Annotated in this window: 20 protein-coding genes; 8 read left to right on the top strand and 12 right to left on the bottom strand. The window is 68.8% G+C overall.

All coding sequences use genetic code 11. The features are described 5' to 3' along the window. The first annotated feature begins 78 nt into the window (after positions 1–78). Genes ACWF9G_RS07660 through ACWF9G_RS07645 form a run of 4 tightly spaced genes read left to right on the top strand, consistent with a single transcriptional unit; the run spans position 79 to position 3,114 of the window. Positions 79–663: a DUF3558 domain-containing protein gene (locus ACWF9G_RS07660; RefSeq protein WP_452514451.1), complete on the top strand. Its 585-nt coding sequence runs from the start codon at positions 79–81 to the stop codon at positions 661–663. A gap of 12 nt (positions 664–675) precedes the next feature. Beyond that, positions 676–1,056 carry a hypothetical protein gene (locus tag ACWF9G_RS07655; RefSeq protein ID WP_452514450.1) on the top strand — a complete coding sequence of 127 codons (381 nt, stop codon included), beginning with the start codon at positions 676–678 and terminating at the stop codon, positions 1,054–1,056. Next, positions 1,053–2,357, top strand: coding sequence for a hypothetical protein (locus ACWF9G_RS07650; RefSeq protein ID WP_452514449.1), 1,305 nt, complete (start codon positions 1,053–1,055; stop codon positions 2,355–2,357). Before ACWF9G_RS07655 ends, ACWF9G_RS07650 begins: the two co-directional genes overlap by 4 nt. Next, positions 2,344–3,114, top strand: a complete 771-nt coding sequence (locus ACWF9G_RS07645; protein ID WP_452514447.1) for an ESX secretion-associated protein EspG — start codon at positions 2,344–2,346, stop codon at positions 3,112–3,114. Before ACWF9G_RS07650 ends, ACWF9G_RS07645 begins: the two co-directional genes overlap by 14 nt. A gap of 4 nt (positions 3,115–3,118) precedes the next feature. Here the strand turns inward: ACWF9G_RS07645 and ACWF9G_RS07640 are convergent, their stop codons facing one another. Beyond that, entirely contained in the window at positions 3,119–3,955 is an 837-nt protein-coding gene (locus tag ACWF9G_RS07640; protein ID WP_452514445.1) for a hypothetical protein, read from the bottom strand. A gap of 165 nt (positions 3,956–4,120) precedes the next feature. On the opposite strand from ACWF9G_RS07640, the gene ACWF9G_RS07635 reads away from it, so the two are divergent. Next, positions 4,121–5,731 carry a GMC family oxidoreductase gene (locus ACWF9G_RS07635; RefSeq protein ID WP_452514443.1) on the top strand — a complete coding sequence of 537 codons (1,611 nt, stop codon included), beginning with the start codon at positions 4,121–4,123 and terminating at the stop codon, positions 5,729–5,731. A 67-nt stretch (positions 5,732–5,798) separates the two neighbouring features. Here the strand turns inward: ACWF9G_RS07635 and ACWF9G_RS07630 are convergent, their stop codons facing one another. Next, positions 5,799–6,773: a hypothetical protein gene (locus ACWF9G_RS07630; protein ID WP_452514441.1), complete on the bottom strand. Its 975-nt coding sequence runs from the start codon at positions 6,771–6,773 to the stop codon at positions 5,799–5,801. Between the two features lie 102 nt (positions 6,774–6,875). Between ACWF9G_RS07630 and ACWF9G_RS07625 the strand changes: the two genes are divergently transcribed. Both ACWF9G_RS07625 and ACWF9G_RS07620 read left to right on the top strand, forming a co-directional pair. Next, positions 6,876–7,472, top strand: coding sequence for a TetR/AcrR family transcriptional regulator (locus ACWF9G_RS07625; RefSeq protein WP_452514439.1), 597 nt, complete (start codon positions 6,876–6,878; stop codon positions 7,470–7,472). Positions 7,473–7,580: 108 nt separating this feature from the next. Further along, positions 7,581–8,333, top strand: coding sequence for an LGFP repeat-containing protein (locus ACWF9G_RS07620; protein WP_379308603.1), 753 nt, complete (start codon positions 7,581–7,583; stop codon positions 8,331–8,333). A gap of 3 nt (positions 8,334–8,336) precedes the next feature. On the opposite strand, the gene ACWF9G_RS07615 is transcribed toward ACWF9G_RS07620, so the two are convergent. The 5 genes from ACWF9G_RS07615 to ACWF9G_RS07595 all read right to left on the bottom strand — a co-directional run bounded on the left by ACWF9G_RS07615 (position 8,337) and on the right by ACWF9G_RS07595 (position 11,923). Beyond that, positions 8,337–8,690 carry a YbjN domain-containing protein gene (locus tag ACWF9G_RS07615; protein ID WP_379308629.1) on the bottom strand — a complete coding sequence of 118 codons (354 nt, stop codon included), beginning with the start codon at positions 8,688–8,690 and terminating at the stop codon, positions 8,337–8,339. Positions 8,691–8,764: 74 nt separating this feature from the next. Beyond that, positions 8,765–9,580 carry an isoprenyl transferase gene (locus ACWF9G_RS07610; RefSeq protein WP_452514437.1) on the bottom strand — a complete coding sequence of 272 codons (816 nt, stop codon included), beginning with the start codon at positions 9,578–9,580 and terminating at the stop codon, positions 8,765–8,767. A 65-nt stretch (positions 9,581–9,645) separates the two neighbouring features. Further along, complete coding sequence (gene recO / locus ACWF9G_RS07605; protein WP_379308605.1) at positions 9,646–10,413, bottom strand: DNA repair protein RecO; 768 nt, start codon at positions 10,411–10,413, stop codon at positions 9,646–9,648. Positions 10,414–10,467: 54 nt separating this feature from the next. Further along, positions 10,468–11,070, bottom strand: a complete 603-nt coding sequence (locus ACWF9G_RS07600) for a TetR/AcrR family transcriptional regulator (protein ID WP_379308606.1) — start codon at positions 11,068–11,070, stop codon at positions 10,468–10,470. Continuing rightward, on the bottom strand, positions 11,057–11,923 hold the full coding sequence (locus tag ACWF9G_RS07595; protein WP_452514434.1) for an alpha/beta fold hydrolase: 867 nt from the start codon (positions 11,921–11,923) through the stop codon (positions 11,057–11,059). Before ACWF9G_RS07595 ends, ACWF9G_RS07600 begins: the two co-directional genes overlap by 14 nt. Positions 11,924–12,073: 150 nt before the next feature. On the opposite strand from ACWF9G_RS07595, the gene ACWF9G_RS07590 reads away from it, so the two are divergent. Then, positions 12,074–13,501, top strand: a complete 1,428-nt coding sequence (locus ACWF9G_RS07590; RefSeq protein WP_452514432.1) for an amidase — start codon at positions 12,074–12,076, stop codon at positions 13,499–13,501. 18 nt (positions 13,502–13,519) lie between these two features. Here the strand turns inward: ACWF9G_RS07590 and ACWF9G_RS07585 are convergent, their stop codons facing one another. The 5 genes from ACWF9G_RS07585 to ybeY form a co-directional block, all read right to left on the bottom strand. Beyond that, positions 13,520–16,351, bottom strand: coding sequence for an ABC transporter substrate-binding protein (locus tag ACWF9G_RS07585; protein ID WP_379308609.1), 2,832 nt, complete (start codon positions 16,349–16,351; stop codon positions 13,520–13,522). Positions 16,352–16,441: 90 nt separating this feature from the next. Then, on the bottom strand, positions 16,442–17,347 hold the full coding sequence (era, locus tag ACWF9G_RS07580; protein WP_379308610.1) for a GTPase Era: 906 nt from the start codon (positions 17,345–17,347) through the stop codon (positions 16,442–16,444). Continuing rightward, positions 17,340–17,675: a cytidine deaminase gene (locus ACWF9G_RS07575; RefSeq protein WP_365042915.1), complete on the bottom strand. Its 336-nt coding sequence runs from the start codon at positions 17,673–17,675 to the stop codon at positions 17,340–17,342. Before ACWF9G_RS07575 ends, era begins: the two co-directional genes overlap by 8 nt. Next, positions 17,668–18,999: a hemolysin family protein gene (locus ACWF9G_RS07570; protein WP_379308611.1), complete on the bottom strand. Its 1,332-nt coding sequence runs from the start codon at positions 18,997–18,999 to the stop codon at positions 17,668–17,670. The genes ACWF9G_RS07575 and ACWF9G_RS07570 overlap by 8 nt, the downstream gene beginning before the upstream one ends. Then, complete coding sequence (ybeY, locus tag ACWF9G_RS07565; protein WP_379038254.1) at positions 18,996–19,550, bottom strand: rRNA maturation RNase YbeY; 555 nt, start codon at positions 19,548–19,550, stop codon at positions 18,996–18,998. Before ybeY ends, ACWF9G_RS07570 begins: the two co-directional genes overlap by 4 nt. Positions 19,551–19,601: the final 51 nt, after the last annotated feature.

Here is a 19,601-nt window from a genome sequence, read left to right as displayed (position 1 = left end):
CGGAGCGCGGTTCGGACTAGACTCTGCACAGCCGTAACCGCTCGAGGATTCGAGCGAAGCTGTCTACACCAGGAGGGGATGGTCGAGTTGACAGTGCGAGGCAATGTAGTGAAGGTCGTCGGGGTCGTGGTCGTGGGGATGGTCGCGGTTGGCTGCGGGGATGCCGGGAGTGGCACGACTCCCTCGCCGACGAGCAGTGTGAATGTGGCGGCTAGCCCGACTTCGGTGGATGCCGAGGCGAAGGTGTGGGATCCGTGTTCGCTGCCGGATTCGGCGGTCAGCGGGGTGGGGCTGAACGCCGGCAGCAAGAAGAAGGACGTGGCGGGCGTGGACTTCACGGGGTGGAAGGTCTGCAGCTGGACGGATTCGGAGAAGAAGTACACGTTCGCCGTCATGGCATCGGAGCACACCTTGGCTGAGTCGCGGCAGCGGACCAGCGAATACACCGGGTGGTCCGACCTGACGGTCGGGTCCCACAACGCACTCGAGTTCCGGCCGATCGGCTCCGCCAATGACGTGGCATGCTACGTCAGCGTTGAAGTTCCCACCGGCTCAGTTGATTTCAAGGTTCAGAATCGCGTCAGCGCAGTGGGAGCCGCTGATCCGTGCGGCGAGGCGCGCCGACTGAGCACTGCGTTGGTCCAGTATCTTCCTGCAAGCTGACGGGGGCAGCAGATGGTTCTCGGAATCAATCCAACTCAATGGAATCAACTACTTGTCCAAGCGAATGCGGGCGAGCTGGCACTCGATCCCGAGGTCGGCAGAGATTTGGACCGGGTCTGCGACGATCATCTGGATCGCCTTGAAGAAGTCTATGAGCTCGTAGACCGCGTCCAGCGCATCGACGGGTTCGGCTCGTTCAACTCGAGCCAGGTGCTGGCCAAGAAGTTCTCACTGACCGCATCCGGCGGCGATCGCGCGTTGGACACGGTCCTCCGGCAGCACATCGAGACCGTCCAGACCGCGAAAGAGGTTGTCGCCAAGGCGATTGCCAACTTCGTCGCCCAGGACCAAACGACCGGCGCCCACATCACCGCGGCGGGGGAACCCGGATGACCTACGACGAGTACAAGAGCAAGGTGATCGCCGCGCAGGAGCAGTGGAACACCGAGCGCGCCGGCATCTACAACCGCCAGCAGCAGGGCAACTACTCCACGATCTTCAGCGGCGACACCCAACCGCCGCACATCACCGTCCCCGACAGCTACGACTGTATGACGCTCGCGCAGATGCAGGCCGCGGCGGCGGCGATGAAGCCGCAGCTGGTCGACGACGCGGTGACGGCGTGGGCGAATATCGGCATGAACCTGATGGGCACGTTCTACAAGTTCAACCAGGAGTTCGCACGCACCGTCACCGGCGCGAACGGGCACGGCGGCTGGACGGGTGCGGCGGCGTCCGCGGCGGTGACCGCGGTGAACAACTATGCGGAGCAGTCGATCCCGTTGTCGCAGGCGGCCACGGCCATCAGTTTGAAGCTGTCCGAGATGCGCACGGGCATCGAGGAGACCCAGGCCCTGATGCCCGGCTTGACCGAGCGCGCGAACGTCACCGGCAAGACGCTGCCGCAGGACGGCGTGATGAAGGTCGACGAGTACAACCAGAAGGAAGCCGAGGACGAGGGCAGGCGGATCCTCTACTCGGTCTACGGCCAGGTGGCCGCCCAGACCGACAACGGCGTCCCCTATCTGCCGACGGCGCCGTCCATCACCGTGGGCACCGGCGACCCCGGCGCGACGGGCGGCAACGGCGGCACGAATACCGGTGGGACACAGGGACAAAACCCCGGCGACGATTCGACCACCGACGACCCGTCGACCGACACACCGGGCGAGGGCACGCCCACCGAAGACCCCGACACCCCATCCCCCACCACATCGCAATCCACCGACACGGGTTCGACGACACAGCAAAGCCCCAGCACCACACCGCAATCCACGACACCGACCGCGACCACACCGAGTTCGACCGCTCCCACCACCACAACACCGATCACCCCCGCCACGCCGGGAACCGGCAGCCCCTCGGGCGGCGGTCGCGGCGGAGGTGGCGGCACGCCGGGCAGCGGCACCCCCTCCTCCCCCGCTCCAGGCCGCAGCCTGCCCGGCGGCCAATCCCCCACCGCCGCAGCGGCCGCCGCCGCCAGATCCGGCGCGGCGAGCGGCGGCCGTGGCGCACCAGGCATGGCCGGAATGGGTGCGCCGGGCGCGGGCCGCGGCGGGTCCGACGACGAGCGGACCAAGGGCATCCCCGACTATCTGATCAACCAAGGCAACGGCGAGCTGCTGATCGGCACGGACGGACTCCGGACCGTGCCCCCGGTGATAGGCGGAGACCACGACAGTGCACCGAGCTGAATTCACCGGCATCGAATTCGAGATCCTGTGGGCTGGCTACGGCCGTGACCGTCTCCCCTACCCCTTGCAATACCGCACCGACATCGCGGACTTCGACGAACTGAAGCGGCATCGGGAAGCGGCGGTCGATAGCCTGCTCCGCAAATACGATCCCGCGGTCGAGCACGCCCTGACCGTCCTGCTCGACCCGGACGCCAGGGTCGAGTCCAAAGGCTTTGTCGGACAGGACACCTCGAACGCCATCCGTTTCCACGGCGCGATCCGCGGGCCTGCAGGGGCGACCCTGGCCCAAGCGCGCGGCACCGCCGAGGACATCGGCGGCGACGTCGTCATGACCTACTGCCGCGCAGACCAGGTGGCCGCCCTCGCGGTCGCGGCACTCCCCCGTGCGAAGCCGGGCACCAAGCCGCCGGTGGAAGTCCGCCGCGAAAGACTCGCCGCCGAAGAGGAACACTTCGAATACCGCGCGGGCCAGCTCAGCTCCGCCGACCAGCTCAACCGCGTCTTCCACCGCAAACGCCGCGCCTTCGGCGAAATCTCCACCTTCTCCGGCCCCGCCGTCGACGCTCGCCCCAGCCCCGGCCGCACCTTCTGGTGGATGGACTACGACGACGGCCGCTACTACGTCAAAACCGGCGACCCCATCATCGCCGAACCCCTCCCCACTGACCGCATGATCGCCGGTATCCGCCGCATGCTCGCCCGAGCCCAGCGCTACCACCAGGAATTCGGCGACCCCGACGAACGCCTCGCCTGAGCCCTCACCACCCGCCGTCGAACAACGCCCGCAACGCAGGCACCGGATCCGCCACGGTCGTCGTATTCGCCACCGCAACAACGAGAAACACCACCGCGAGCACCCCGGACCCCGCGAGCACGCGCCGCTTCCCGGACGACCTCCCCGCACGCCGCTTCCACAGCACCACACTCGCTACGGCGAAACCCACCGCGACAACGGCCGCGATCACCGCCATCACCACGTGATAGCGCGTGAAGCCATCAATCATCACGTCGAGCGCGGGCGAAGCACCCGGCCCTGCCGACGCGGCCAACTGCCGACCGACGTCCTCCAATGTCCCCGCCAGCTCCGGCCCCACCGCTTCGTCGAACAGCATCGGCAGCAACGACGCGTAAGGCGCCACCGCACCTTGCACATTCGCCATCACCGCCACCAACGCGACGAGTGCGAACACCGTAACGCCCACACCGGCCGTCCCGAGCGCCATCCTGCGCCCCCGCCCCAAATCACCCTTCCGCCCAACGGCTTTCCACAACACCGAGGCCAGCGCGACCAGAACACCCAGCAGCACAACAGCGATCAGCGCTTTGACCACGTGATACCGAAACCAGTACTCCACAACATCATCCAGCGCGGGCGAGAACTCGCCCGCGCCCGAACTCCAATACCCGACGAACGCCACCCGCAGCGCACCCCGAAGCTCTCCCTCGTCGCCGATCCCGCCCTCGGATCCCCATCCCGCCGCCATCCCGGGAACGAGCACGAACGCGACCACGAGCAACACCGCCGCCGCCACGAGCACCGCAACCCCACGCCCGGAAGAACGCACTCCCCGGGATGTCACCGCCAGACCGTCCACGACGATTCCTCCGATCAGAAACGGCCACCACGACACCGACAGTCGCTCACACCGATGCTAACGAGGCTCGCCAGAACCCCACCGACGTCAGCCGACTTCTGGCGCGAAGTAGATCGCGATAGAATCCGAAGGTCGTTTTGGGTCGACTCCCGACCGGAGAACAAGGTGACAGACGCCGACTATGTCGTTGTAGGGGCTGGCAGCGCGGGCTGTGCCGTCGCGCGCCGGCTCGCCGAAAGCGGCGCGTCCGTGGTGCTGCTCGAAGCGGGTGGGGCGGACGACAAGGGCTGGGCCAAGATGCTGTTCCGGATTCCGGGCGCGATCAATGTCATCCACTCGACGCCGCAGCTGAAGAAGCTGTTCGATTGGGGCGACAAGTCGACACCGCAGCGCCATGCGCTCGACCGCACGATCCCCATGGTGCACGGCCGGATACTCGGCGGGTCGAGCTCGGTCAACGGGATGCTTTTCGTCCGGGGCAACCGGAAGAACTTCGACGACTGGGCCGCCGAAGGCTGCCACGGGTGGGCCTACGCGGACGTCCTGCCCTATTTCCGGCGGATGGAGGACTGGGAGGGCGGGGCGAGCGAATTACGTGGGTCCGGCGGTCCGATCAAGGTCACCCGTCAGCACACCATCACCGACGCGGCGCGCGCGTTCATGGACGCCACCGCGACGCGCCTCGGTGTGCCGAAGCTCGATGACTACAACGGCGAGAGCCAGGAAGGTGTCGCGGTTTTTCAGCAGAGCGCCGCGAACGGTGTGCGGTACTCCGCGTCCAAGGGCTACCTGCACGAAGATCCGCTGCCCAATCTCACCGTGCTCACGGGGACGAAGGTGACGAAGGTCGTCATCGAAGGATCCCGCGCGACGGGCGTGGAGATCCTGGTCGACGGCGGCAAGCAGGTGATCGGGGCCTCGCGCGAGATCGTCGTATCGGCCGGTGTATTCGGGTCGCCGCAGATCTTGCAGCTGTCCGGGATCGGCCCCGCCGCGCATCTGAAAGAGCGGGGTATCGCCGTCAAGGCGGACTTGCCGGTCGGCGACAACCTGCACGACCACCTTTTCGTCCCCCTCTCCTTCGCGATGAAATCGGCATTGCGCAAGCCGACGACGTCGTACTTCATGCGCGGACTTGCGGCGGAACGATGTCGTCCCGGTTCGTCGTGGGCGGCCGGTTCCTCCTTCGAATCCGTCGCCTTCGTGCGCACCTCCCATGCCCGCGAGATCCCCGACCTGCAACTACTCAGCCTCTACTGGGTCTATCCGTCGCCGAATCAAGACTCCGACAAGCGAATCGTTCCGGCTACCAAAAAACCAGGTCAAAGCATTTTCCCCGCGCTCATCTACCCGGAGAGCCGGGGAACCGTCCGGTTGGCATCGGCAGATCCGACAGCCGCACCACTCATAGATCCGGCGTACCTGACGGCTCCCAAGGACACCGAGGTCCTTCTGGAAGGCATCGACATGGTCCGCGAGATCATGGCGGGAACCGGCGACAACAAGGGCGAAATAGTCCCCGGCGCGGATTTCACCGACGAAGCGGCGATGCGCGAAGAACTGCCGAACCGCATCCACACCGTCTACCACCCGGTCGGCTCGGTCCGCATGGGCGTCGACGAACGCGCGGTCGTGGATCCGCAGCTCCGCGTACGCGGAATCGACGGACTCCGAGTAGCCGACGCATCGATCATGCCGAGCGTGACGGGCGGCAACACCAACGCGCCCACCATCATGATCGGCGAGAAATGCGCAGACCTGATCCTGTACGGCTGAGGTTCAGCGCCCGGCGCGCGAAGATGCTCCGCACGTTGTTCGTGCGGAGCATCTTCGCGCGGGGACTTCAGGCGGGAACGGCGACCGGTGCCGGGGTGAGGTCCGGAGCGCCCGAGGGGCGAGCGCGCAGGGCACCGACGCCGAGCAGGACGAGACCGGCCGCCGACCAGGTGAGCAGCACCGCCAGCGGGGCCAGGGCGCTCGCGCCGTCGAAGTAGGCGACCGAGCGGAGCAGGGACGCGGCCGCACCGGGCGGGCACAGCTGGCCGATGGTGCCCCAGGGCTGCGGGAGGAGTTCGGGGGCGGAGGTGGCCGCGGAGAACGGGTTGCCGATCAGGAGCATGGTCATCGCGCCGAGGCCGATGCCGGGGCGGCCGATGGCGGCGGCCAGGCCGACGATGGTGGCGGAGACGGCGAAGGCGGCCAGGCCTGCGATGGCGGCGAGTTCCAGGTAGGAGCCGGGGACGATCGAGAGCCAGGTGTGGAAGACCAGGGTGCTGAGCAGGCCGCCGGCGATGCCGAAGGTGAGCAGGCCGGTGAGGCGGGCGGCGAAGCCGGGGATCAGCAGGGTGAGCAGGACGCCTGCGGCGATGCCGGACATCACCAGGGGCAGGACCATCGAGCCGAAGCCCGCGCCGCGCGGGTCGTCGGGGTCGGTGGCGACGATGTCCTGGACCGGGGCGGCCGGGGTGCCGCTGAGCTGCTGGGCCAGGGCGGTGAGTTGCTGGGCGACGGCGGGTGAGGCGGCCGAGGCGACCATGACCTGGGGCGCGCCGCCGCCGGTGACGATGGCGCCGTAGATCTCGTTGTCGGTGAGCGCGGTGCGGGCGGCGCCGGCATCGGCGAGGGTGGTGATCTCGAAGGAGTCGGGGCTGCGTTGCTGCAGTTGCTGGGTGATCTGCGCGGACTGCGGGCCGGTGACCGCGATGGGCAGGTCACGCGGGGCCAGGTTGACGGCGGGCCAGGCGAAGGCGATCAGGAGCAGAGCCTGCAGCGCGGTGGCTGCCAGACCGAGCGCTACTGCTCGTCGGGTGATCGTCATGGCGGTTCTCCCTTAAAGCGAATGTTCGTTCTTTTTGGTGGTTCAACGGTGACACCCACCTGCCTCGCTTGTCAAGAACGGATATTCGTTTTACTTTGGGGCATGCCCCGAGTCAGCGAAGAACACCTCGAACGCCGCAGGCAGCAGATCCTCGATGCCGCGCAGCTCTGCTTCGCCAGGAAGGGCTTCCACGAGACCTCGATGCAGGATGTGTTCGCCGAGGCCGGGTTGTCCGCCGGGGCCGTCTACCGGTACTTCACCAGCAAGAACGAGATCATCGCGGCACTCGTCATGCAGACGATGGTGCCGCTACGGCTGCGGCTGGCCGAGATCATCCGCGCCGAGACGGCGCCGGTTCCCGCGGAGGTGATGCGGATGCTGACCACCGAGGTGATCAAGCGCAGTGGTCCGGACGGGCCGTTGCGGCTGGCGCCGCAGGCCTGGGCGCTGGCGCTGGTGCAACCCGAGGCGGGCGTACCCGTGCGCGAGGGCATCGCCGCCATGCGTGACCTCTGGCTCGAGTATGTGGTGCGGATGCGCGAGCTGGGCTGGATTCCGGCCGACACCGATGTCGACGCGCTGGCCAAGACGGTCATCGGGATTCTGCCGGGTTTCATCCTGCAGCATCTGCTACTCGGCGACGTCGATCCGGACGAGGTCGCCAAGGGTGTCGAGGTGCTGCTGCCCGTCGATCGTTAGAAGGCTCACTGTCACCGGCGTCGGCGAACGGGTAGGTTCGGGTGCGGCACCGGAGGGGGTCCCGCGCGCCGGACATTGCTGAACATCGATCCGACCAGGGAGTTTCCTGTGGCATTGCACCGACGAACCCTTCGATCACGCGGCCTGGCCGCGCTCGCGACCGCGACCGTGGTGGCCGTACTGCCCGCCGCCCTCGCAGGCACCGCGCAGGCGCGCATGATCGGCGAATTCGAGGTGGGCGGCGCGATCGAGATCGAATACGACCAGGCGGGCGCCGCCGCGCTCGGCGACCCCACCTCCCCCGAATCCGACGCGGCCGCGGGCGGCAAGTACCAGACCTTCGCCAACAACGCGGCGATCTACTGGCACCCCGACACCAATGCCAATACCGTCGCCGGGCAGATCCGCGACAAGTTCGCCGAGCACGGCAACGAGTCGGGCAAGCTCGGCTACCCGGTCACCCGCGAGCAGTCGACGCCGGGCGGCGCCGGCCGGTTCAACCACTTCCAGAAGGGCTCGATCTACTGGTCCGTCGGTACCGGCGCGCACCAGATCAGCGGCCCGATCCGGGACAGGTGGGCCGCGCTCGGCTGGGAGTCGAGCCCGCTGGGCTTCCCGCTCAGCGACGTGTCCAAGGCGGGCAAGGGCGACGGCCAGTTCTCCATGTTCCCGACCGGCGCCATCTACTGGTCCTCGTCGACCGGCGCGCACGCGGTGTGGGGCAACATCCAGGCGGACTGGATCCGCGCGGGCGCCGAGGGCGGTCGCTACGGCTACCCCACCAGCGACGAATACGACTACCAGGGCGGCAAGGCCCAGGATTTCCAGGGCGGCAAGATCACCTGGAAGCCCTCGAGCTGACGCCTACGGCGCGAGCAGGCCCTGCCTGGCCCTGCTCGCGCCGGACAGGGCGAGCAGCAGCATGGTGGTGAGGGCCTGATCATCGAGGCCCTCGGCGGGGAACGTGTAGCGCAGGATGACGTCGCCCAGTTTGCCGCGCCCGATCAGGGTGACCGAGCCGAACTGGATCTCGTTGTTGCGCTCGGCGACGCGCTTGTGCAGCTGCGGCTTGAGCGGGCGGTCCCAGGCGAGCACCGAGGTCAGCGACAGCACGGTGAGGCCGGGCGCCAGGGTGACGGCGCGGATCGAGCACAGCGCGCCGTCGTACTCGAAGCCGAGCGAGCCGTCGGCGTCGACGCGAACGTCGATGTCCTGCATCTGCAGGCAGGCGCCGGTGCGCGCCTGCAGGTCCAGTTCGGGTGTGACCACCGCGTCCATCTCGGCTCCGTCGCTCATTTGGTGCCGCCGAAGCGACGATCGCGCTTGGCGTATTCCAGGCACGCGTCCCACAGGTTACGCCGATCGAAATCGGGGAAAAGCGTGTCCTGGTAGACGAATTCGGCGTACGCGGCCTGCCAGATGAGAAAGTTCGAGCTGCGGAACTCGCCCGAGGGGCGCAGGAACAGGTCGACATCGGGCATGTCGGGTTCGTCGAGGTACCTGGCGACGGTGGCCTCGTCGATCTTCTCCGGATCGATCTCCCCCGCCGCCACCCGGCGCGCGATTTCCCGTGCGGCGTCGGCGATCTCGGCGCGGCCGCCGTAGTTGACGCACATCGTCAGCGTCATCACGTCGTTGTCCCTGGTGAGCTCTTCGGCGATCTCGAGTTCCTTGATCACGCTGCGCCACAGGCGCGGTCGGCGACCGGCCCAGCGCACCCGCACCCCCATCTCGTGCATCTCGTCGCGGCGGCGGCGGATCACGTCGCGGTTGAAGCCCATCAGGAAGCGGACCTCGTCGGGGCTGCGCCGCCAGTTCTCGGTGGAGAAGGCGTAGGCCGAGAGCCACTTGACGCCGATCTCGATGCAGCCTTCGACGGCGTCCATGAGCACGGCCTCGCCGCGCTCATGACCGGCGGTGCGCGGCAGCCCGCGCTCCTGCGCCCAGCGGCCGTTGCCGTCCATCACCAGCGCGACGTGGTTGGGGACCAGCTCCGGCGGGATCGCGGGCGGACGCGCGCCGGAGGGGTGCGCGGACGGTGGGCGCACGGTGCGGGCAGCACCGGTTCCCTGCTTGGCCCCGGCGGAAGAGTCACGACGCAGAATCACGTCTTCTATCCTGCCTGATGGTCGCCCTGGCCTGATTTGCGGGCGGTGCGCTGAGCTGAGCGCGGTCAGCCCGCGACGGCCGAATGGTTCGTCGCCGGTGCGGCCGACCGCTCTACCAGCGGCAATGTGCGCAGCTGGCGTTCCAGGTGCCACTGCAGATGGGCCGCGACCAGACCGCTGGCCTGGCGGCGGACATTGTCGGGGACGCCCGCGATGTAGTCCCACTCCCCCTTCAGCAGGGCGACGAGCAGATCGAGCACACCGGCGGCCGGGGTGCTCGCGCCCGGCGGACGGCAGTGCACGCAGACCGCGCCGCCCGCCGCGACATGGAACGCGCGGTGCGGGCCCGGGGTGGCGCAGCGGGCGCATTCGTCCAGCGCGGGCGCCCAGCCGGCGAAACCCATGGCGCGCAACAGGTATGCGTCGAGGATCAGTTCGTGCGGGCGTTGCTTGGCCGCGATGGCGCGCAGGGCGCTCGCGGTGAGGGCGTGCAGTTTCGGCGCCGGTGCGCGTTCCTCGCCCGCGAGGCGTTCGGCGGTCTCGAGGATCGCGCAGGCGGTGGTGTAGCGGCCGTAGTCGTCGATGATGTCGGCGGCGAACGCCTCGACCGTGGTCACCTGGGTGACGATGTCGAGCGTGCGGCCGGGATGCAGTTGCACGTCGATGTAGGCGAACGGCTCCAGCCGCGCCCCGAACTTCGATTTGGTGCGGCGCACCCCCTTGGCCACCGCGCGCACCAGACCGTGTTGCCTGGTCAGCAGCGTGACGATGCGATCGGCCTCGCCCAGCTTGTGCTGACGGACCACCACCGCCTCATCCCGATACAACCGCACGGGCCCAGTCTTCCACGTCGACCCGACACCGCGGTCACGGACACGGTCGAGGCATCAGCTCTGCCGCAGCAAGCCGGCGATGAGGAGCAGCAGCGACTGCTGCGTATCGAGGCGGGCGCGGGCCGGGTCTTCGGCGTGGGCGACGATGAGGGAGGCTTCGGCGATCGCACTGAGCAACAATTGCGCGAGCACCGGGACCGGGACGGTCGCGATCAGCCCCGCGCTCGTCGCCCGGTCGAGCTGGTCGGTGATGAGGCCGAGGCCGTGGCGGGCCTCGAGTTCGCGCCACGCCTGCCATCCCAGCACGGTGGGGGCATCGGTCAGGGCGATGCGCAGAACTTCGGGGCGGGAACATATTTCGAGGAAACAGGCCAAACCGGCGGTCATGCCCGCCAAGACGTCATCGGGGTCGGTGACGTCGACTACGCGTTGCACCTCGGCGGTGATCTCCCCTTCGAGCTGCTCGAGAACGGCCAGGAACAGGCCGCGCTTGTCGCCGTAGTGGTGGTGCAGGGCACCCCGGGTGACCCCGGCGGCCGCGACCAGCTGCTCGGCGGACGTACCCGCGAAGCCGCGCTCGGCGAACAGGTCGCGACCTGCCTGCTCGAGTGCGGCCCTGGTGGTGCGGGAGCGATCCTCCTGACTACGGCGCTGCATGCAGCCGAGTGAACTCCACGATCAGTTCCGCGAGCAACTCCGGCTGGTCCTCGGGAACGAAGGTGTAGGAATCGTCGACGGTGCGCAGGCTCGCCTTCGGCAGGTCGGCGACCAGCCGGTGCGCCAATTCCATCGGGAACAGCTTGTCCTCGGTGGACCAGACGACCAGCACGGGCAGGTCGACCTCGGCGAAGCGCTCGGCGGCGGCGAGGGTGGACCGGTTGTCCACGCCCGCGGCGAAGCGGCGCAGATCGGCCCGGATCGCGGCGCTGCGCCGGGCGGGTAGCAGATATGACTCCGCGATCGCCGGTGGCAGTTCATGTTTGGTCACCCAGCCGAACGCGAGAGGCAGCCGCTGCAGGAGCCGCGACCGTAGCGGGGCCAGCAGCGGTGCGATCGTGCCCGGGATCTTCGCGACGCGCACCAGGGCCGTAAAGGGCCTCGGCGGGAACACTTCATAGCAGTCGACGGCGGCCAGGACGACGCGGCCGATCCGCTCCGGGCGGCGGGTCATCAGGATCTGGGTGAGCGCGCCGCCGGTGTCGTTGGCGACGATCGTGACGTCGGTGAGGTCGAGCGCGTCGAGGAACTCGGCGATCAGGTCCGCAATGCCGGTGGGTGTGAGGTCGGCGTCGGGCACCGGGATCGAATGCGAGCCGAGCGGCCAGTCGGGTGTGAGGCAGCGGTGTCCGGCGGCGACGAGGCCGGGCACCACCCCGCGCCAGATGTCGGCGTTGACGAGCAGGCCGTGCACGAACACGACCGGCGATCCGGTGCCGGTGTCGTGATAGCGGATGCGGCCGGACGACAGGGCGATCTCGCGTGCCGGGCCGAGTGCTGAGCTGATTCCCATGGGGTCCTCCCCTGGTCGAATGCTGGGCATATCCACTGTTACATACATTCCGTATGTATGTCTATAGCCGAAAAATCCACCCAGGGTATGTGGACGGGTGACCAGCTTCACGCTACGGTCGACCCGATTACCTGCAGAGATGGAGCTCACATGTCCGTGTCCGACCGCGTCGTGCCGAACCCCACGGCCGATCTCGGCCTCGCCGACCTGTCCGCCGCGCTCGCCGACGGCCGCGTCTCCTCGGTCGCGGCCGTCACCGACGCGATCGACCGGATCGAGGCGTCCCAGCCGACGCTCAACGCCTTCCGCGTCGTCCGCCGCGAGGCCGCGCTCCGGGAGGCCGCCGACGCCGACGCGCGGCTGGCCGCCGGTGCGCGGCTGCCGCTGCTCGGCGTGCCGATCGCGGTCAAGGACGACACCGATATCGCCGGTGAGGTCACCGCTTTCGGCTGCGGTGGGGAGTTCGCGCCGAAGACCGAGGACGCCGAATCGGTGCGCAGGCTGCGCGCCGCCGGTGCGGTGATCGTGGGCAAGGCCAATACCTGTGAGCTGGGCCAATTGCCGTTCACCAGCGGTGACGCCTTCGGCCACTCCCGCAATCCGTGGGATCGCACCCGTACCCCCGGCGGTTCGTCGGGCGGTTCGGCGGCGGCGGTCGCGGCCGGATTGGTCCCTGCCGCACTGGGTTCCGACGGCGCCGGCTCGGTGCGTATCCCGGCGTCGTGGACCAATCTGGTCGGGATCAAGCCACAGCGGGGTCGCATCTCCACCTGGCCACACGCCGAGGCGTTCTACGGGCTGACCGTCAACGGGCCGCTCGCGCGCACCGTCCGCGACGCGGCGCTGCTGCTCGACGTCGCCGCCGGGCCGCACGGCGGTGACCTGCACACACCGGCGCCGGTCGACGCGAGCGCTGCCGTCGGGCGCGATCCCGGCAAGCTCAGAATCGCACTGTCCCTGCGTATTCCGTTCACCGCGACCAAGACCGCGCTGGACCCGGAGATCGCGGCGGCGGTGCACGCGCTGGCGACGACGTTGCGCGCGCTGGGGCACACCGTCACCGTGGCCGACCTGCACTACGGGCTGCTGATCGGCGCGTCGTTCCTGCCGCGTTCGATGGCCGGGATCCACCGGGTGCACCGGGCGATGCCCGAGGCGATCGTCGACCCGCGGACCACCGCCAACTCCCGTGTCGGCCGGGTGCTCGGTGGACCGGTGCTCGCCGCGGCGCGGCGCCTCGAACCGTTGCTGCACAAGCAGATCGGCTCGTTCTTCGACGACTACGACCTGGTGCTCGCCCCGACCACCGCCACGCCCGCACCACGCGCCGAGGAGATCGACGGCATCGGCGTCGGCGCGACCAACAACCTGATCACCGGCGCCTGCCCCTACACCTGGCCGTGGAATGTGCTGGGCTGGCCGAGCGTGAACGTCCCCGCCGGCTTCACCGAGACCGGACTGCCGATCGGTGCTCAGCTGATGGGCACCGCGAACAGCGAGCCCATGCTGATCTCGCTGGCCGCGCAGTTGGAATCGGAGCTGCGCTGGGAGCGCAACCGCCCTACACCGTGGTGGTGAGTCACGGCAGGTCGAGCACTATCGTCCCGGTTCGACCCACCCCTCAAGATCGCTCTTCGTGCCCGACGGACATCCGTCCTGACCGGTCTGGCGCGGGAACATCACCAGGCAGCGCTGGGGTCCGGGGGCGCCGACTGCCGTCGTGACCAGCACCGCGATCGATGACCCGTCGGCGACGCGTCGCGTCGAGAAACCGAGCGTGCCGGTGACGCCGCGATAGTCGCTCTCGCGCAATTGCACCGCGATGGCGGTCCGGTTCGGCGGCAGGTCGGCCAGCACACCGCGACTGCTGCGTACGGCCTGCAGGAACAATCCACTGACGTCGAACGCGAGGCCGGTGCGGTCGCCCGCCCAACTCGGCCGGTAGTCGGTGAGTTCCGGGTAGCCGCGCAGGTCTTCGATCAGTCCGGCCAGTTCGACGCACAGCTGCTCGTGCTCGAACGGCACCGGCTGATTGCCGAGTTTGCCGACGCCGCCGACACAATCGGCCCCGCCGAGCATCACCGGCGCCGCCTTCGACACGTAGCGCACGGTCAGGTTCGCGGGCAGGGCGGCCGTGGCCTTCGGGTCGGTGATCAGCCGCGTCACCGCGTCGTTGCCGAGGATCGCCGGGCCCGCTCCGCTCAGGCAGCCGCGGCTGACCGACTTGGCGAAGGTCGGGAAGTCGTCGTTGCGGCCTGCGAAGAACAGCAGGGTGCGCCGGTCGAAGCCGTCGGTCTCGCACGGTGCGGGGAACCGGTAGAGCTGCTGTTGTTCGCGCCAGCTCAGACTCTCCTGCGCGACACCGCGGGTGGTGAGCTCGGCCTGCAGATCGGCGACCAGGCTCGTCACGTACAGATCGTCGGCGGACTCCGGGTGATAGATCGTCACCTTGTCGTAGCGGGGCGTGCCGTTGGCCGCCCGCGCGCCCTGCACGTAGTCCGCGATCAATCGCGCCTGTACGGCATTGCTCGGCGCCGCTTGGAAATACAGCGGCGAGGCCTGCTCGAGCCCGTCGGCGGACAGTGTCGTCGCCACCGCGGGCACGCCGAGTTCGCCGAGCCGGGTGATGGCCCCGCGGGTCTCGTCGGTGCTGCGGTCGATGCCGACCACGCCGAGCACGCTGGGATCGTCGGCGACCAGCGCGCGCAGTGGATGGTCGACGACCCAGCCTGCCTGTCGCATATCCGAGCCGCCGTTGGCGATGATGATGCGCAGCAGCGGTTCCGATTCGTCGGAGGCCAGCAGCGCGCGGCGCTGCTGCACCGCCAGCCCGGCCAGCTCCTCGACCTGGGCGTGCGGGTAGCGCACATTGGTGTCGGCGTAGCTGAGGCCGGCGAAGTACACCAGCGAGACCAGCGGACGGTTCGGATTGCTCTCGCGTGCCTCGGCCGCCGCGGTGTTGAGCCGGAACACTTCGCGCTGCATCGCCGTCAGCTCGGGATCGTCGGCGAACAGCTGCGCGGTGTTGTCGCTGTAGCCGACGCATTCGCCGTCACGCAGACTCACCGAGACGCCATCGGTCCACGGCCACTGCGAGCACGGCGCGTTGCGCAGCGGCGGGAAGTACACCAGCGCGGCGCCGATGGCGAGCACGATCGGGATCAGCACGCACAGCCCGACGAACCAGCTGCGCGCGGCCATCGGCGGCGCGGGCGGCAGGGCAAGCCCACGGAAGCGGGAATCGCTGATCCGCGGCGGCGTGTCGGCGGGCAGCAGTGCGCGCAACGGCAGAAACCAGGCGTCGGCCTGGCGATGGGTACGCCGGTTGTCGATCTCGCGCACCCAGGTTTGCAGCGGGTCCGGTGGCTGCGGGGAAGGCTGCTCGGCGAGGCTCTCCAGGGTGCGCAGCGTGCGCAGTTCACCGATGTTGCCGAGCTCGCCGACCTCGCGGTTCGGGCCTTCGTCGCGGAAGGCCACGATCACCAGCGGATCGAAATGGCCCGTCTCGTTCCTGATCTCGTTGACCCAGGTGAGGATTCGCGCGCCGTCACTGCCCTCGGCCAGGCCGCCGAGCAGCGCCACCGGGTAGGCGGTGCGCCGCCAGCTCGACGGCCGCCAGATCCGGCGCCGGTAGGCGTCGCGCAGGTCCTCGAGGAACGCGTGGATCAGGAGTTTGGCGACCTGCTCCTCGTTCTCGTCGACCCGGTGCGAGGCGGTCAGCCGGGACGCGAAACCCAGGAAACTGCCCGACAATTCGGGCGCGAGGTAGCGCTGGTGCAAGAACCACCTGGTCACCTTCGACATGCCGGGGATGCGACCCGACACCCACAGCCACAACCGCAGCACCGGCCACAGCGCGAGCACACCGAAGACCACCCGCGAGATCGTGTCGCCCGCAACGCCTTCCGCGGTGTCGGAGCGGCTGGTCGGCGAACCGCTGCGCAGCAGCTTGGGCAGCCTGCGGCGCAACTCGTCGGGCGCCTCGGACTCGTCGCTGGTGACGCGTTGGCGCGTCAGCCAATCGGCGGTGCGGTAGCGCGGGAACTTGATCGCGCCCATCGCCGTGTCGTCGGCCGCGAAGCCGGCGACCAGCTGCTGGATGATCGGCAGACAGTGCCCGGCGATCTCCTGATCGTCGTGCGAGCTGACCGCGGTGAGGTCGGGCGTGAGCGCGGTGCGCGGCAGATCGGGGGCGTGCAGGTCGATCTTGGCCCGCGGCGTCGCACGCCTGCCGTCTGATTCGCTCAGCCAGCTGTAGAGGTCGGCGACCAGCGCGGAATGCCCTTGCACCCCGACCAGTTCGACGATCGGCCGGGGCAGTGTGCGGCGCCCGCGCAGCAGCGTACGCAGCACCCGCGGTTTGGTGTCGGGAATCTCCAGCGCCCGCAGCAGCTCCAGCAGCTTGCCGACATCATTGGCATCGGGCACTTCGACGGCCTCCCCGGGCGATCAGCGAGCACGCCGGGCACTGTCGGCGTATTCGCCGAACGATACCCCGTACCGCCGACGCTCAACCGGTCAAAAGCCCAGCTTCCCCAGCTGTTTCGGGTCGCGCTGCCAATCCTTGGCTACCTTCACGTGCAGATTCAGGTAGATCCGGGTACCGAGAATGTGCTCGATCTGCTTGCGGGCGTTGGTGCCGACCTCCTTGAGGCGGGCGCCGTTCTTGCCGATGATGATCGCCTTCTGGCTCGGCCGTTCGACATACAGCAGGGCATGCACCTCGAGCATGTCCTCGTTCGCCTCGTACGGCTGGATCTCCTCGATGACCACGGCCAGCGAGTGCGGCAGTTCGTCGCGCACGCCCTCGAGCGCGGCCTCGCGGATCAGCTCGGCCATGAGGGTTTCCTCGGGCTCGTCGGTGATCTCGCCGTCGGGGTAGAACGCCGGGCCCTCCGGCATCTTCGAGGCGATCACGTCGACGAGCACCTCGACCTGTTCGCCCTTGACCGCCGACACCGGGACGACCTCGGCTTCGGGGCCGAGCAGCTTCGAGACCGCCATGAGCTGGTGGGCGACCTGGTCGCGGCTCACCTTGTCGATCTTGGTGACCACGCCGAGGACGGTGGTCTTGGGCGCCATCATCTTGATCTGCTCGACGATCCAGCGGTCACCGGGACCGATCTTCTCGTCGGCCGGGATGCACAGGGCGATCACGTCGACCTCGGAGTAGGTGTCGCGCACGAGATCGTTGAGGCGCTGGCCGAGCAGGGTGCGCGGACGATGCAGGCCGGGGGTGTCGACCAGGATCAGCTGGGCGTGGTCGCGGTGCACGATGCCGCGGATGGTGTGGCGGGTGGTCTGCGGGCGCGAGGAGGTGATCGCGATCTTGGTGCCGACCAATGCGTTGGTCAGCGTCGACTTGCCGGTGTTCGGCCGGCCGACGAAACAGACGAAGCCGGAACGGAATTCCTTCTCAGCCACCGTGCACCTCGCTCAGGACGGCGCCGCTGCGGTCGGTGCGGATCACCGCGGCCGACGGCGAGACCTCGCGCACCGCGGCGATACCGGCGTCGTCGGACTCACCGCCGACGACCACCGCCGCCTCGAAACCCTCGGCGCCGCTGGAGATCGCGGCGGCCACGGCGGCCTGCAACGCGGTCAGGCGCAGCGCGGTCAGCGCTACCTCGCCCGCGGCGTAGGTGCGGCCGTCGGTGTCGCGGATCGCGGCGCCGCTCGCGCCCCCGGTGCGGCCCAGCGCGCCACGCGCCAGCACCAGCAGTTTGTTGTCCTCGGCGTCCAGTTCACTCATCGGTTTCTCCGTTGTCGTCGGGCACGGTGACCTCGGCGGACTCGGCGCCCGCCGCGGTCTTCTTGTTCTTCTCGGCCGCGCGGCGCACCAGCACGGTGTTCACCCGCATCCGGCCGCGGGCATCGGCGCCGCCCTCGCCGCGCAGGACCAGCCCGTACACGGTCACTTTCGAGCCAGGCAGCGGGACACGACCCAGCTCGTGGGCCAGCAGACCGCCCACCGTGTCTACGTCGGAGTCCTCGATATCGAATCCGTACAGCTCGCCGAGGTCTTCCACCGACAGCCGTGCCGACACCCGGTAGCGGCCGTCGCCCAGGTCTTCCACGGGCGGGGTCTCGTCGGTGTCGTACTCGTCGGCGATCTCGCCGACGATCTCCTCGAGCACATCCTCGATCGTCACCAGACCCGCGATGCCGCCGTACTCGTCGACCAGCAGCGCCATGTGGTTGCGGCGGCGCTGCATCTCGTCGAGCAGATCGTCGAGCGGCTTGGAGTCGGGGATGAACACCGCGGGTCGCATGACCTCGCGCACGGTCACCTTGCGGCTGCGATCGGCATACGGGACAAGGTCTTTCAGGTACACGACGCCGAGCACGTCGTCGACGTTCTCACCGACAACGGGGATCCGGGAATGACCGGAACGCACCGCCAGCGACATCGCCTGGGACGCGGTCTTGTCGGCCTCGATCCACACCATCTCGGTGCGCGGCACCATCACCGCGCGGGCGACGGTGTCGCCGAGTTCGAAGACCGACTGGATCATCCGGCGTTCGTCGTCGGCGACCACGCCGCGCTCGCGGGCCATGTCGACCACTTCGCGCAGCTCGATCTCGGACGCGAACGGGCCGTTGCGGAAACCCTTACCCGGGGTGATCGCGTTGCCGAGCAGGATCAGCAGCCTGCTCACCGGGCTCAGCACCGCGCCGATGATCTGCAGCGGCACCGCGGCGCCGAGTGCGATCGAATAGGCGTGCTGGCGGCCGAGGGTGCGCGGGCCGACGCCGATCACGACGTAGGAGACGACCACCATCACCGCGGCGGCGACCAGCAGCGCGGTGCCCGCGGTCCACAGCTCCAGGGTCGCCGCGGCGAGCAGGACGGTGGCGGTGATCTCGCACAGAATGCGCAGCAGCACCATGAGATTCACGTACCGCGGGCGGTCGTCGACGATCTTGCGCAAGCGCGCGGCACCGGGGCGTTCCTCCCGGACCATGTCGTCGAGGCGAGCCCTCGACACCGTGTTCAGTGCCGAGTCGACCCCGGCGAACACCCCGCCGAGCCCGATCAGCAGGATCGCGAGCAGGATCTGGGTCAGTGAGGTCACGCGGGGCCCAGTGCGTCACCCGGTGCGGTGAAACCTGCCTTGCCGAGTAGTTGGGCGTCGCGCTCGGCCAGTTCGGCGCGGCGCTGTTCCTCGCGCAGGCTCACATACCACTCCTCGAGGAGCTGGGCCTGCAGCGCGAACATCTCCTTCTCCTCCTCCGGCTCGGCATGGTCGTAGCCGAGCAGGTGGAGCACGCCGTGCACGGTGAGCAGGGCCAGCTCGTGGTCGAGCGAATGGCCCACCTTCTGGGCCTGACCCATCGCGAACTCCGGGCACAGCACGATGTCACCGAGCATCGACGGGCCGGGCTCGGGGCTGTCGGGGCGACCGCCCGGCTCCAGCTCGTCCATCGGGAACGACATCACATCGGTCGGGCCGGGCAGGTCCATCCAGCGCACGTGCAGGTCGGCCATGGTGTCGAGATCGACGAGCACCATCGACAGCTCGGCGGCGGGATGCACGTCCATCCGGCCGATCACGAAACGTGCGACGCTGACCAGGTCTTCTTCGGGGACGTCCATGCCCGATTCGTTGGCGATCTCGATGCTCACCTGTTCAGCCTACGGTGCCGACCCGACGCCGCCGGGAGCGGCATCGGGCCA

Source organism: Nocardia sp. NPDC055029, assembly GCF_053608525.1.
The sequence above is the reverse complement of the archived record's forward strand: the minus strand, read 5'-3'. Positions and strand labels throughout refer to the sequence as shown.